Below are 13,910 nucleotides of genomic sequence, written 5' to 3'. Positions count from 1 at the left end.
ATAAAAGTAGAATGGTTTGTTCTTATTTTTTGCAGTAGTACTTATAGAGCAGACCCATTACTGCTACCGCTACCTGGCTTGCGAGGGAGTAATAAATCTGCTTTCCCTCTCTGCGCGTCTTCACCAAGCCCTCCTTACGCAATACCGTTAATTGCTGCGAGAGTGTTGGTTGATGAATATCTAAAGCTATCTCAAGTTCTCCTACACACTTTTCACCTTGCCCGATCTCACATAACAACATCATGCGATCTCGGTTGGAGAGTGCCCTCATGAGTTTGCAGGCTTCTTCAGCTGATGCTTGTATCTTTTTCAATTCAGCTTTTGATAGGGGCATATTCATATTAGAGGACATTGAGTGGAATTTTGAGATATGAACTACCGTTTTCCTCAGGCTCGGGGAAATGTCCGGCACGGATATTCACCTGAATTGAAGGCAGAATTAAATTCGGCATTTCTAGAGTTGCGTCACGCTCAGTACGCATCTTCACAAATTGCTCCTCAGTAATATCTTGGTGCACATGAATATTTGCCATCCTTTCATCGCCGACTGTCGTGCAGTGCTCTACAGACCGATCATTTGGCGGGTAGTCGTGGCACATATAGAGCCGAGTCTCCTCAGGATAAGCCAAGATCTTTTGGATAGACCGATATAAAGTCTTCGCATCTCCCCCAGGAAAATCACACCGTGCAGTCCCCACGTCAGGCATAAAGAGGGTATCGCCTACAAAGAGAGCGCTACCAATTGCATAAGCCATACAAGCTGGTGTATGTCCAGGGACATACAACGCTTTTAAAGAAAGGTCTCCGAAAGTTAATTCCTCTCCATCCTCGAGCAAATGATCAAACTGGGATCCATCAATTGCAAAACGTGCATCCAAATTAAATACACCCTTAAATACATTTTGTACATCGGTAATGTGATTACCAATTACAATTTTCCCTCCCAAGCTACTTTGCAGATAAGGTGCTGCAGTCAGATGATCTGCATGGGCATGTGTTTCTAAAATCCAAGCAAGCTTTAATTGTTGCCCTGAAATAAATTCGATGACTTTATCGGCAGATTTTGTCGTAGTTCGACCGGATTTTGGGTCATAGTCTAAAACCGAGTCGATCACAACACAGGCACTACCCGCGCCCGCATACACTACATAGGTAAATGTCCAGGTTTCTGAATCAAAAAAAGCTTTAATGTCAGGATTTACTTTCGAGTTCACAATAGTCTTTCAGAAGTATGCATTTGGGATGAATAAATAATATATACATTTATATAATATATTAATATAAAATAAATTGCAATGGACTACTCGCTACTCATCAGCCCCGCATTAGGTATCTTGGTAGGCCTTCTCATGGGGCTCACTGGGGCCGGGGGTGGAATATTGTCTGTCCCCCTTCTGGTCTTCGCCCTGCATTTGACAGTAGCTGAAGCAGCGCCAATCGCTTTATCTGCCATTGCCCTAGCTGCCGGCGTAGGTGCCTTAATGGGCTTAAGAAACAAAATTTTGCGTTACAAAGCGGCTGGATTTATGGCGCTCTTTGGCTTAATACTCTCCCCGTTTGGGCTATGGTTAGCACAACGCATTCCTAATAGCCCTTTGTTAATCGTTTTTGGCTGCGTCCTTTTGTATACCTCTCTTCGCCTATTTAGACAGGCAAGTAGAGAAATATTGGGAATACCTGAAGCTGCACGCAAACCTCCACCCTGCCTTTTAGACCCATCAAACGGAAAACTCCACTGGAATATTCCGTGTGCTAGAGCGCTCTTATTTTCGGGTGGCTTAGCTGGCTTTTTATCTGGACTGCTTGGTGTGGGAGGTGGTTTTGTCATTGTCCCTGCATTAAAGCGTTATACCGATTTACCAGTGCGCTCCATCGTGGCCACTTCATTGGGCGTACTAGCCATTATTGCTACTGGAGGAACTGTATTTTCTGCCATTACCGGAAACTTTGATTTACTCATAGCGGCGCCATTTTCTTTAGGGGCTCTGGGCGGCCTGCTCATTGGCATGAGATTTGGTAAAAAAATAAGTGGCCCTCGATTGCAGCAACTCTTTTCTTTGTTAACATTTACTGTAGCAATTAGTCTAATCTTTAAAGGACTTTTTAATTATTAGCAGCTCATGAGACGACCTGCCCTCTCTCTCCTTTTTATCCTCAGTCTTAGCTTTTTAGGAGTTCTGCTGATGTCCGTCACTAAACCAAGCAACTTTTTATCAGGCTCCATTAGCGCCATCTCTGGAACGGTTAGTAATCTCAATAATCAGCTTTTGGAATACGTGAATCCTGAAAAGCCTACGCATGACCATTCATCGGTGTATTACCAACGTTTTTATATCTCTCAATTTAATTTGGACGGTAAAGCTATCGAGGCTAAATTCTCTGCTCCCATGAAAATCGCCGATGGCGATCAGGTAGTCGTATCGGGCTACCTCAAAGGGAATACTCTGCAAGTTCTGGCTTACTCCAATCAAACCCAACAACTCAGCGGTAATGAAAATTGGATTGTGCTCTGCCTAGGCGCCCTATTCTTTTTTGCAGTAGCAATCGGCTTGCTCAATAGTCAATTAGTGATTGATGGTGAGCTCATACCTAAGCTCTTCCTATTTGGCTTTACCTTAATTGGTATCTACATGGGATATCGGGCTTTATTGATTCGAGAAGCACTCAAGCTCATCTCTAGTTAAAAATAGGTAGAGCTAGAAAAGAAAAAGCCCTTAGCGATAAGGGCTTTTTACTTTGGCGCAAGATAAGCATATTTCGTGACTCTTGGTGATTCTTAATGACTGCTAGCACCACCCAGGTAAGCGGCTTTCACAGCAGGATCATCCTTGAGCTTAGCAGCTGGGCCATGGGTTGCGATCTTGCCATTCTCCAGAACATAACCATAGTCAGCTACGTTCAATGCTGCAGCCGCAAACTGCTCAACCAACAACATGGTTACACCTTGTGACTTCAGATTAGAGATGATCTTAAATACTTCTTCAACCAAGATTGGTGCTAGACCCATCGATGGCTCATCTAATAGAATGATGTCTGGGTTTAGCATCACCGCACGAGCCATTGCTAGCATTTGTTGCTCACCGCCCGACAAAGTACCCGCCAATTGATTACGACGCTCTTTCAAACGCGGGAACATTTCTAATGACTTTTCAAGGTCATCCTTGATATCTCCCTTAGGACGGCTACCCGTAAAACGGGGAAAGGCACCTAGCAATAGATTGTCCGTTACAGACATCGTTGTAAAGACGCGGCGACCCTCTGGGCTATGTGCTAAACCGAGGCGAGCGATTTTATGAGAATCGTAACCGTCAATTTTTTCACCACTCAAAGTAACTTCGCCACCTGTTGGCTTAATCATGCCAGTAATAGCACGCATCGTCGTTGTTTTGCCGGCACCGTTAGAGCCAATCAACGTAATGACTTGTCCTTTAGGAACATCAATATTGATGCCATGGAGGACTTTAACTTTGCCGTAGCCTGCTTCAAGATTCTTAATAGATAACATGGTATTTACCGATTCAATATGTTCGTGTGATTAAGTACCCAAGTAGGCATGAATCACCTTCTCGTCTGCCTGAACTTCAGCTGGTTTACCTTCTGCAATCTTCTGACCGAAGTCCAAGACCGAAACGGTATCGCACACTGACATCACCACATCCATATGATGCTCAATCAGGATGAAAGTAATACCGCTATCGCGGATCTTGCGAATAATACTTAAGAGCTCTTTAATATCCGGAGCGGTTAAGCCAGCTGCTGGCTCATCCAACAAGAGCAATTCTGGGTCAAGCGCCAATGCACGGGCTATTTCCAAAAGGCGTTGCTTACCGTACGGCAAGTTACGCGCTTCCTCGTTGGCCAGATCATCCAAGCCAACGAATTTCAGAAGTGCTAATGCGCGCGCATGCGCTTCTGCCTCTTCCTTCTTATAGCGTGGCAAATGTAAGGCAATTTCTATCATGTTGGACTTGAAGGTATGGTGCAAGCCCACCAAAATATTTTGGATCGCTGTCATTTCACCGAAAAGCTGCACGTTTTGGAAGGTACGAGCAATACCTGATAAAGCAATATCAGATGAAGTCTTACCAACGACACTCTCACCAGCATACAAAACACTACCCGCGGTGGGTACATAAATACCCGTCAACACGTTCATCATGGTGCTCTTACCGGAGCCGTTGGGACCAATCAAACCATGAATGGTGCCGCGCTTGACACTGAGATCAACATTATTCAATGCTTTCAGACCACCGAACTGCATTAATAATGAATCCACTTTAAGAAGCTCAGCCCCAGAGTTCTGCTTACCAACGGCGCTAATGAAGCTGATAGAGTCATCTACCACTTCAGCATCTTCACCACGAGTAGTTTTTGCTTTACCAACCATCGATTGGTAGAAGCTCTTAGCAAAACCAACGATACCGTTCTGCAAGTAGTAAACCACCAACAAAATCATGAAGCCAAAAATACTGAGGCGCCAGTCAGAAATACTATTCAACCAGAAGGAAAATGCTGCCAAACCAACTACACCTGCTACTGGAATAGCTACACGTCTTGGGGTAGTAAGTTGTTTGGATAAAGCCATTGCAGCACCAGCTACGACTACGACTGCAATAATCGAAGCAACGATGCGGAAAAGATAAATATCATCCAAGAGTTTTGGTAACAACACAATAATGGCTGCACCAATCACTGCACCCAGGCGTGACTTACGTCCACCCATGATGATGCCGAGCAAGAACAGCACAGCGAGTTCATTGTTATAGGTGTTTGGTGAGATGTATTGTTCGGAGTAGGCATACAAGCAACCAGCTAGGCCAGCAAAGCCCGCACTAATCACAAAGGCAATCACCTTAAAGCGATAAACAGAGACACCCATACAGTCACAAGCAATTGGGCTATCACGCAAAGCCTCGAAAGCCCGGCCAATTTGTGATTTCACAAAACGATCCACGATGATCATGGAAATAATCAAGATCGCCGACACCAGCCAGAAGTATTCTGCCTTAGTCATTGGCACGCCCATGAGTTCAGGCTTTGGAATCTTGATACCTAGTGGGCCTTCGGTCAACCAAGTCATTTCATTAATCAGAATCTGAGCAATCGTACCGAATGCCAAGGTCACCATCGCAAGATAAGGTCCAATCACCTTCAGGGCTGGTAATGCCAAGATACCGCCAAAGAATGCAGTGATGATGATTGATGCAGGAATAGTTCCCCAAATGGTCCAGCCAAAGTGGAAGTACAAAACACCAGCCGTATACGAACCAATTCCAAAAAGCGCTGCATGCCCTAAAGACACTTGACCGATATAACCCACCACGATATCCAATCCAAACAACAGGATGGTGTAGATCAGAATAGTTTCAGCTAAGTGGATGTAATAGGGATTATGAATTACTAGCGGCAAACAAAATAGGCCAACTATCGCAATTAATAGAGGTAATAGAGACTTCAATTTCATCATTAAACTTTCTTAATTGCAGATTTGCCGAAGAGGCCAGAGGGTTTGTATGCCAATACCAGCAATAACAAGATCAAACCAGGCACATCTTTATAACCAGTGGAGATATAAAAACCAGTGGCGGTCTCCACAATTCCCAAAATCAAGCCACCCACAATAATCCCCATACCGCTAGACAAGCCACCAATAATCGCAACTGCGAAAGCTTTTAAACCTAAGGCACCGCCCATCGTTGCACCAGTTAAAGTCAAAGGTGCAATCAACACACCAGCAAAAGCTGCGGTAAGTGATGAGAGTGCATAAGAGAAGGTAATGACCATGCTGGTGTTAATGCCCATCAGACCAGCAGCATCGCGGTCATTGGCTGTGGCTACTACCGCTTTACCGTAAATCGTCTTCCGGTTAAAGAATTCAACCAAGAGCATCATTGCTAAAGCACCAAACACCACCAAAATTTCCATTGGCAAAATATTCGCACCCAAGATGGTCATCGGCTCCATAGGCAAAGGTGATGGGAATGGCAATGCATCGCGACCCCAGACATTTTCAGCAACGTTTTTGAAAATGATCCCCAGAGCGATGGTGGACATAATCCAACCAAACTCCGATTTAATTTTGATGGCAGGGCGGACACCGATCAGCTCAACAAAGCTACCTTGAATCATGCCGAATAAACACACCACTGGAATCATTACCCAATAGTTCATGCCGAAGGTGTCAACGCAGGTTAGGCCTACCAGAGCACCCAACATGAGGGCCTCCCCTTGGCCGAAATTCAATGTACCCGAGGTGGCAAAAGTGAGCTGGAAACCGAAAGCGATGACCGCGTAGATCATCCCCACCGCTATACCACTCGAGAGGATTTGTGCAAACATGTCCATGTGATTGGCCTAAATATACTTAAAACTGTTTTATTAACGAATCCGACATTGTAAGCAAAACGCCGCTTTAGAGGCGGCGTTTTGATTTACTAATGGTGCAGTGCAAAATAGGCCATTAATTTGCCCATTTCTTAAGCTACATTATTATTTCTTAGCGCCCTTAGTTGCATCTTCAGCATTTAAGAACTCAACGCGACCGTTTTCAACTACGCCCACCACGACGTCTTTTGCCTTAATTGCGTCATGATCAGTTGCAGAGAATGGCTTGTTGTAAGTCATAACTACGCCATTTACTGGAGTCTTAAGATCTTGCAAAGCCGCAACAATCTTTGGACCTTCAGTGCTGTTAGCTTGTTTAATAGCCGCCGCCAAAAGATAAACAGAGTCGTATCCTTGAGCTGCTGAAACAGGGGAGGCGATGTTGTTATTTTTTGGCTTGAACTCTTTTACATAAGCTTCTTGGAAAGCCTTACGTTTAGGTGTTGTAGATGGGGACTGAATATAAGTCTGCGGCATTGTTGCACCATCGCCGTTTTTACCAGCGGTATCAATGAAGCTAGCCATAGACAATGTCCAACTACCAATCATGGGTTTTTTCCAACCCAACTTTGCCATACCGTTAGCAATTTGTGCCAACTCAGGTCCAATTGCGTAAGTCAAAATGACATCAGCGCCCGCATTTTTTGCTTTCAATAATTGTGAAGTCATGTCAACGTCACCAATATTGAATTTCTCAACAGCCACAGGTGTTACGCCATATCCCTTGAGGGCCTTTTCCAAGTCTTCACGGCCTAACTGACCATAGTTTGTGGAATCAGCCAAAATAGCCACTTTCTTCAAACCACGCTTTTCAACCGCTTCTTTAGCGATCATTGGCGCCTGAATATTGTCAGGAGCGCCATTACGGAAGATGTAGTTTTCTGGGGCATTAGGAAATTGCTTGGTCAAGATAGAGCCCGTAGCAACGTTGTTCATTACTGGAATTTTGGCATCTTGATAGAAGCGCTGTGAAGCTAATGCAACACCAGTATTGATGTAACCCAAAGTAGCAACTACTTTTTCGTTATTGATCAACTCTTGGGCAATTTGCACGCCACGTTCGTTTTTCGCTTCATCGTCACGCTCAACCAATACGATCATATTGCCATTAATGCCGCCAGCAGCATTAATTTCTTTTGTCGCAAGACGAACGCCATCACGCATGCTCACACCCATTGAGGATGAGCCGCCAGTAAATGGGCCTGAAACTCCAAGCTTGATATCGGCAGCATAGGCTCCGCTTGCAAGCATTGCAGAAGCTGCAACTGTAAAAATGTGATGACGAATATTCATAAAGTCTCCATGACTAAAAATGCTAATTAAATAAATACTTTTTTTTATGGGAAATACACAATCCAATAGCTATCTTACTGTTAATACAAAGGTAAAAAAAGGGCTTTGCATTAGGGTTTTACATTAGTCATGATCGCTGGCAATACAGACTTTAAACCTTCACTAACTCTTGCTGAGGCTACGTTTGAGGTTTGGCCAAAATAGATTGATCAACAAGCCAATAATCACCAAACCCGCAGCCGATATTTTCCAAAGTGGTAAAGATTCACTTAAAAAGATGGCCGAAGCCCCCATTCCAAAAATGGGTACCAATAATGGGGCTGGTGCTACTACTGCAGCGGAATGCTTAGACAGGAGCCAACCCCAAGCCGCATATCCAAAAAGGGTATTGGCCCATGATTGCCAGAGGACGCCAGCCCACGCCCCTATTGGAGCGGAAACTATTGATGTACTCATCTGCTGCCACCCTCCCTCAAACACTAAAGAGATTACTAGGAGTGGTGGAATTGAAAATGCACTGGCCCAAATGACATAAGAAAACATATTGATTGAGCCAGCACGGCGGCTCACTGTATTCGCTACACCCCAAGAAAATCCAGAGAACACGACCAAAGCTAAACCGAGGAAGGTGGTGTTGGCATCATTGTGCAGTGCAATAATTCCTAAGCCAGTCAATGCTACTGCGACTGCGACTGCTTGATACAGCCTCAAACGCTCATTGGCAAAAAACATAGCAAAGCCAATAGTGAAAAATACCTGCGTCTGAATTACTAAAGAAGCCAAACCTGGAGAGATTCGACCATCCACAGCGAAATACAGCACACCAAACTGCCCTACCCCTACTGCAACCCCATATATACAGAGATTCCACCAGGGCACCTTTGGCTTAGGAAAGAAAAATACCAAGGGCAACAAGGCAAAAATATACCGCAGCGCAGCAAACAAAAATGGGGGAAATGAGCCTAGAGACAGCTTGATCACCACAAAGTTAGTACCCCAAACTGCCACAATAGCTAGGGCTAAGAGCAGATGGCTTGCAGGAAGCTGGTTACGATGAGTATTGATGGTTGTATTTTATGCTGATGGCTGCTTACTACTTAACGCGTGAGCAACTCGGCTACTCGCTCAGCAATCATCATCGTCGGAGCAGCGGTGTTACCCGAAGTAATATTCGGGATGGCCGAGGCATCGACTACGCGAAGATGATGAATACCCTTCACCCGCAATTGAGAATCCAACACTGCCATCGGATCATCAGCGCGTCCCATCTTGCATGTCCCCACCGGATGAAAAATAGTGGTGCCAATATCACCAGCTGCTTTGGCCAATTCTTCATCCGTTTGATATTGGGCCCCCGGTTTGTATTCTTCGGGGGAATAAGGGGCAAGTGCAGCTTGCTGCACAATATTGCGTGTCAAGCGCAAACATTCAGCAGCCACTTTTCGATCTTCCGCGGTCGATAAATAATTCGGATGAATGAGGGGTGGCGCCTCTGGATCTAATGAATTGATGTGAACACTACCGCGTGAGGTAGGTCGTAAATTGCAAACACTCGCAGTAAATGCATTAAAAGAATGTAAATCTTCACCAAACTTTTCTAAAGATAAAGGTTGAACGTGGTACTCCACATTCGCACTCCGTTGTTCTGGAGAGCTAAAGGCAAATGCGCCTAACTGAGAAGGTGCCATGGACATCGGGCCAGAGCGCTTCAAGAGATACTCCAAGCCAATCATCAGCTTGCCAAACAGGCTATTGGCTTTGGTATTCAGGGTTTTAATACCATCGACCTTAAAGATCATGCGTAACTGCAAATGATCTTGTAAATTCTCACCAACCCCAGGGAGATCGGCAATTACCGGAATACCCAAAGAGCTTAGAACTGCTGTAGAGCCAATGCCTGAGCGCTCCAATATTTGTACGCTACCAATGGAACCAGCACTTAATAACACTTCGCCATCATCATCGATGTTGCAGAGAGCCTCAGATGCAATACCGTCTTTGAGGTATTCCACTCCGTAACAATTTTTAGTAACAGGATCAATCTTCAACTTACTTACTACAGCTTCAGTGATCACCGTCAAATTGCTTCGTTTCGCTGCATCCCGCAAAAATGCTTTGGAAGAATTTAATCTCCAGCCGGCACGCTGATTGACATCAAAATACCCTACGCCAAAGTTATCACCGCGATTAAAGTCTTCTGATGCCGGAATGCCTGCCTCTACTGCGGCCTCTTTAAACCGATCCATGATGGGCCAGCGCAAGCGTTGCTTAGAAACGGTCCACTCACCGCCTTTGCCATGCCACTGATTGGCATCGCCGTGATAGTCCTCGAATTGCTTGTAGCGCTTTAATGCATTTTCCCAGGACCACGAGTCATCACCGGTGGCCTGAACCCAAGATGCGTAATCACCCGCTTGACCCCGCATATAGATCATGCCGTTGATTGAAGAACATCCGCCTAGAACACGACCACGGGGATAGAGTAATGAACGGCCATTGAGGCCCTTTTCAGCGACCGTTCTAAAGCGCCAATCTGCCCGTGGGTTATCAATACAGTAGAGATAACCTACTGGAATATGAATCCAGATGTAGTGATCGTTTTTACCTGCCTCAATCAGAAGGACCTTTTTATTGGAATTTTCTGTCAAGCGCTTAGCCAACATGCAGCCAGCGCTGCCTGCCCCAATAATGATGTAGTCGTAGGTGTTGGATTGAGTCATATTCTCTAAGTTAGATAAAACTGCATTTACTCACTTTGATCACTCTATTATTTACCAAATGTGGGAATTGGGCACTCAATCGGAAAAGTTTCAATACCCGTCTAAAATGGCGCAATGCATATTAATGAGAAGAATCGCACACCAAAGATAGCGGAGCCTGATGATGGGCCTAGCAAGTCTGAGTTAAAACGCCAAATGACTGAACGCCAGAAATTGGCAGAAGTCTTGGCTGCCCTCAGCAGCGATGCTCTCAAAACCATTCCCTTAGATGAAGCAATCAAAACAGCGATCGCCGAAACAAACAAAATCAAAAGTTTTGAAGCAATTCGCCGTCATAAGCAATACCTTGGTAAATTGATGCGCTTTCTAGATGATGAGGAATTGGATGTCATCCAAAAACGGCTTGATGCTATTCAAGGGGTCAGCAAAGCAGAAACAGCTAAGCTGCATTATTTAGAGAGTTATCGCGATCGGCTGATTGCGAATGATGAGACCTTCACTAAAATGATCGAGCAATATCCTGATATGGATATTCAGAATATGCGTACCTTAATTCGCAATGCTCGCAGAGAGAAAGAGCTCAACAAACCACCGAAGGCTTATCGAGAAATCTTCCGCGTCCTAAAGGATATGGGGCTGTAAGTTTTCTAAAGTCTTGCTAAACCTTTAGCTTCATCGCCGGAACTTCAATCCAGCGGTACAAATAATTCGCAGCGATGGTGCTGCACCCCACTACCCCAAGCATTAAAGCAATAGCGAGTAAGCCACTTTCATGGGCATGCAGATTAGTGGCGATGTACAGCGTATTTGCTAGCAAGATAAAGGCAAAGTGGATTAGGAAAGCGCTGTAGGACCGCTGACTAGCCCAAGCGATAGCTTTCAAAAAAGAATTGGGTTTTGCCTGCTGGGGCGGGTAAGGTCTATTACCCCAGAAGAATAATGCGATTGCTACAAACCAAGCCAAGAAATTTCTCAACCAGATTTGGTGAAAGCTAGAAATGACAATAATCGCGCCAATAACGAATAAGGCTGCTCTTGCTAAGCGATTTACGCTCTGGTTTTGAAAGCCTTTGGCCAAGTACGCTAGAACTCCTAATCCATAAGAGCCAATGAAATAAATAAAGTAAGCCTCATAAGTGCCAGAGCGATTAAAGAAGAGCAAAGAGCTGACCACTAAAACACTGATGGTCCAAATGATTGACTGATACCGCGGAAAGGAAATCAGCAGTATCGCCAATACTGAATACAACTGCCAATCAATCGCAATATACCAAGCGCCAGCTGAAATAGAGTCTAGGCCTAAGATCCCCTGAATCAAAAAGAGATGGGCTAAAAATTGAGAGAGGGTCTCAGATTCGCCCACGAACTCATCGCTCACCCAAAAGCGTGCGATATAGGCACAAGCAATCGTCAAGATTAATGCGACTGCATAAGGAGCAAAGAGACGCAAATAGCGATTGAGGATTACCTTTAATAAACCATGCACACCAACTTTGTCATCAGCGTAGCGGCTTAAAGATTGAGTGGCTAAATAGCCTGCCATTACTAAGAATATTTGTACTGCATACCGCCCATATTCAAACAGCCAAGTCATTAGTCCAGGCAGGACTTTGCGTGCATCTTCTGCAATCTGCCCGTAACTAGAAAGATGGTGAAGAATGATTAAAAGGGCTGCAAATACCTTGAGAAAATCAATCAGAAGTAATGGCGAAGATTGCTTCAAACTTTACTTCGCCATTACTTTGATTTTGGTTTGGCCTTACCCATTAAAGAAGCTAGTAAAGGATTTGCCTCTGCCAGCTCTTTTTTAGTTTTAGCCTTATCTACCGCCCCAAACTTAGGTGTCTTTGCGTCATTCTTCATGCGCTGAGCAGTCGCTAGGGCTAAATTTTTATACAGGTCGGTTTTTTTCATTGACATCAGATGTATGCTTTACGCTGACCGCTTCAAATTGACTTATTTAGTTACAGACTTGGCAACTGAGAGTGCGGCAAAACCCAAGAACAATAAAGACCAGCCTTGCAGCAATAATTCGATCGCAATCAATAAACCGGGTAACCATAAGCTAGATGCTGGGTAACTATTCATGATAAGAACACCCATCAAAATAGAGAGTCCTGCTGACAGTAACAACCAGATCCATTCACCAAAATGACGGTGTTGGAATGCCGAGATTAAGCGCAGTACACCAGTCACAAAAAAGATTGCCGCCATCCATAAGGTAATGACTTCAAGCGCTGGAATCGGGAATGCCCACACATACACTGCGGCAACTATATATAGGACTGCAAAAATCAGTTGCACACTAACGCTCTTCCATCCAGATGACTGAAAGGCATGTGCACCCTGCAAGAGACCGCCAGCAAATAGAAAGATGCCTAAAATATTGACTGATACGAATGAAAAGAATACTTGGCCAGCAATTCCAATGAGGCCCAGTGCAATAAATAAGATGCCAAGGCCGAGGAGAGCACCAGGAACTTTGGCAGCTGCTCCTAGTACTTTGGTACGGATTTCTTGAATTTGAGTGCTAGATAGTTCAGTCATGGGGTACTTTCGGTTTAAGTTAAATGTTGCAGATAAAAATTGAAATACGTTCTTCTTAAAGCACAACTACCTATAAAGTGTTATCTACAGAATCAATGAAATCTCGTACTGTACGGTTAAACACCGCGGTTTGTTCAATATTAGACAAATGCGCTGCATCCTCCAAAACTACCATCTGAGAACCTTCAATAAGACGATGCAGTACTATGCCCTGCTCTACTGTACACGCTGGATCATATCGCCCTGAAAGGACTAGGGTTGGAGTTTTGATTTTGAGCAACATCGTACTTTGTGCCATATCACGCACTGCGCTGCCACAGGCCATATAGCCATTGACATCAGTACCCAAAATCATTTGACGTACTTTTTCAATATCTTGGGGTGCCCGCTCAATAAAAGGAGCGGTAAACCAACGCTTGATAGTGCCATCCACTAAGCCTGCAATTCCTTGGGTGCGAGCGATTTCAAAACGCTCCTCCCACAGACTGCGTGGCGGCATTTCTGATGCCGTATTGCACAGCGATAAAGAATATAGTCGTTCAGGATAGCGCGCACCCAATTGCTGACCAATCATGCCGCCAATCGATAGGCCCATGAAATGTGCTTTTTCAATTCCTAATGCATCTAATAGTCCCACTGCATCATCTGCGAGTTGAGCAATGCTGTACGGGCCAGCAGTGACTCCAGAATCACCGTGACCACGCTTGTCATAGCGCAATACGCGATAACGATCAGCGAATGCAGGGACATTCCACTCCCACATACTGCTGTTGGCCATCAAGCTATTCGCAACAAGAAGAACACGGCCCTCTTTGGGACCATCAAAACGATAGGCTATATCTACGCCATTCGCCTTGACGGTTTGCTTATCTTGCATTTGCGTCATTTATTTCTACCTTTAACTAATTTTTTAATCTTTATTTATCTATTCTTAAGAGCATGTTAGATTATCCGATGAAACAAGAA

15 protein-coding genes are annotated in these 13,910 nt (G+C 44.6%); 3 read left to right on the top strand and 12 right to left on the bottom strand.

Annotation, left to right across the window (positions count from 1 at the left end; all coding sequences use genetic code 11):
- Nucleotides 1-22: 22 nt before the first annotated feature.
- Complete coding sequence (locus tag ICN45_RS08535; protein WP_216175683.1) at nucleotides 23-334, bottom strand: ArsR/SmtB family transcription factor; 312 nt, start codon at nucleotides 332-334, stop codon at nucleotides 23-25.
- A 7-nt stretch (nucleotides 335-341) separates the two neighbouring features.
- Nucleotides 342-1,214 carry an MBL fold metallo-hydrolase gene (locus tag ICN45_RS08530; RefSeq protein ID WP_216175243.1) on the bottom strand — a complete coding sequence of 291 codons (873 nt, stop codon included), beginning with the start codon at nucleotides 1,212-1,214 and terminating at the stop codon, nucleotides 342-344.
- A gap of 81 nt (nucleotides 1,215-1,295) precedes the next feature.
- Between ICN45_RS08530 and ICN45_RS08525 the strand changes: the two genes are divergently transcribed.
- Complete coding sequence (locus tag ICN45_RS08525) at nucleotides 1,296-2,114, top strand: sulfite exporter TauE/SafE family protein (protein ID WP_216175242.1); 819 nt, start codon at nucleotides 1,296-1,298, stop codon at nucleotides 2,112-2,114.
- A gap of 69 nt (nucleotides 2,115-2,183) precedes the next feature.
- Entirely contained in the window at nucleotides 2,184-2,684 is a 501-nt protein-coding gene (locus ICN45_RS08520; protein ID WP_216175241.1) for a hypothetical protein, read from the top strand.
- Nucleotides 2,685-2,776: 92 nt separating this feature from the next.
- Here the strand turns inward: ICN45_RS08520 and ICN45_RS08515 are convergent, their stop codons facing one another.
- The 6 genes from ICN45_RS08515 to ICN45_RS08490 all read right to left on the bottom strand — a co-directional run bounded on the left by ICN45_RS08515 (nucleotide 2,777) and on the right by ICN45_RS08490 (nucleotide 10,397).
- The gene (locus ICN45_RS08515; protein WP_216175240.1) at nucleotides 2,777-3,505 is read right to left on the bottom strand and encodes an ABC transporter ATP-binding protein; all 729 of its coding nucleotides are present in this window, start codon (nucleotides 3,503-3,505) and stop codon (nucleotides 2,777-2,779) included.
- Between the two features lie 30 nt (nucleotides 3,506-3,535).
- Nucleotides 3,536-5,464, bottom strand: a complete 1,929-nt coding sequence (locus ICN45_RS08510; protein ID WP_216175682.1) for a branched-chain amino acid ABC transporter ATP-binding protein/permease — start codon at nucleotides 5,462-5,464, stop codon at nucleotides 3,536-3,538.
- Between the two features lie 2 nt (nucleotides 5,465-5,466).
- On the bottom strand, nucleotides 5,467-6,345 hold the full coding sequence (locus ICN45_RS08505) for a branched-chain amino acid ABC transporter permease (RefSeq protein ID WP_216175239.1): 879 nt from the start codon (nucleotides 6,343-6,345) through the stop codon (nucleotides 5,467-5,469).
- 144 nt (nucleotides 6,346-6,489) lie between these two features.
- Complete coding sequence (locus tag ICN45_RS08500; protein ID WP_216175238.1) at nucleotides 6,490-7,677, bottom strand: ABC transporter substrate-binding protein; 1,188 nt, start codon at nucleotides 7,675-7,677, stop codon at nucleotides 6,490-6,492.
- Between the two features lie 162 nt (nucleotides 7,678-7,839).
- On the bottom strand, nucleotides 7,840-8,742 hold the full coding sequence (locus ICN45_RS08495) for an EamA family transporter (RefSeq protein WP_216175681.1): 903 nt from the start codon (nucleotides 8,740-8,742) through the stop codon (nucleotides 7,840-7,842).
- Nucleotides 8,743-8,774: 32 nt separating this feature from the next.
- Nucleotides 8,775-10,397 carry a GMC family oxidoreductase gene (locus ICN45_RS08490; RefSeq protein WP_216175237.1) on the bottom strand — a complete coding sequence of 541 codons (1,623 nt, stop codon included), beginning with the start codon at nucleotides 10,395-10,397 and terminating at the stop codon, nucleotides 8,775-8,777.
- A 114-nt stretch (nucleotides 10,398-10,511) separates the two neighbouring features.
- Between ICN45_RS08490 and yjgA the strand changes: the two genes are divergently transcribed.
- Nucleotides 10,512-11,039, top strand: coding sequence for a ribosome biogenesis factor YjgA (gene yjgA / locus ICN45_RS08485; protein ID WP_216175236.1), 528 nt, complete (start codon nucleotides 10,512-10,514; stop codon nucleotides 11,037-11,039).
- Nucleotides 11,040-11,055: 16 nt separating this feature from the next.
- On the opposite strand, the gene ICN45_RS08480 is transcribed toward yjgA, so the two are convergent.
- From ICN45_RS08480 to pcaD, 4 genes are all read right to left on the bottom strand, one after another.
- The gene (locus ICN45_RS08480) at nucleotides 11,056-12,120 is read right to left on the bottom strand and encodes an acyltransferase family protein (RefSeq protein WP_216175235.1); all 1,065 of its coding nucleotides are present in this window, start codon (nucleotides 12,118-12,120) and stop codon (nucleotides 11,056-11,058) included.
- A gap of 14 nt (nucleotides 12,121-12,134) precedes the next feature.
- Nucleotides 12,135-12,317: a hypothetical protein gene (locus tag ICN45_RS08475; protein ID WP_216175234.1), complete on the bottom strand. Its 183-nt coding sequence runs from the start codon at nucleotides 12,315-12,317 to the stop codon at nucleotides 12,135-12,137.
- A gap of 36 nt (nucleotides 12,318-12,353) precedes the next feature.
- Nucleotides 12,354-12,944 (bottom strand): HdeD family acid-resistance protein, encoded by a 591-nt coding sequence (locus ICN45_RS08470; RefSeq protein WP_216175233.1) that lies wholly within the window; start codon nucleotides 12,942-12,944, stop codon nucleotides 12,354-12,356.
- Between the two features lie 70 nt (nucleotides 12,945-13,014).
- On the bottom strand, nucleotides 13,015-13,830 hold the full coding sequence (gene pcaD, locus ICN45_RS08465) for a 3-oxoadipate enol-lactonase (protein ID WP_216175232.1): 816 nt from the start codon (nucleotides 13,828-13,830) through the stop codon (nucleotides 13,015-13,017).
- Between the last annotated feature and the right edge of the window lie 80 nt (nucleotides 13,831-13,910).

The organism is Polynucleobacter alcilacus (assembly GCF_018881545.1).
Taxonomy (GTDB): Bacteria; Pseudomonadota; Gammaproteobacteria; order Burkholderiales; family Burkholderiaceae; genus Polynucleobacter; species Polynucleobacter alcilacus.
Note: the sequence above shows the minus strand (reverse complement) of the source record. Positions and strands in the feature narration are given on the sequence as shown.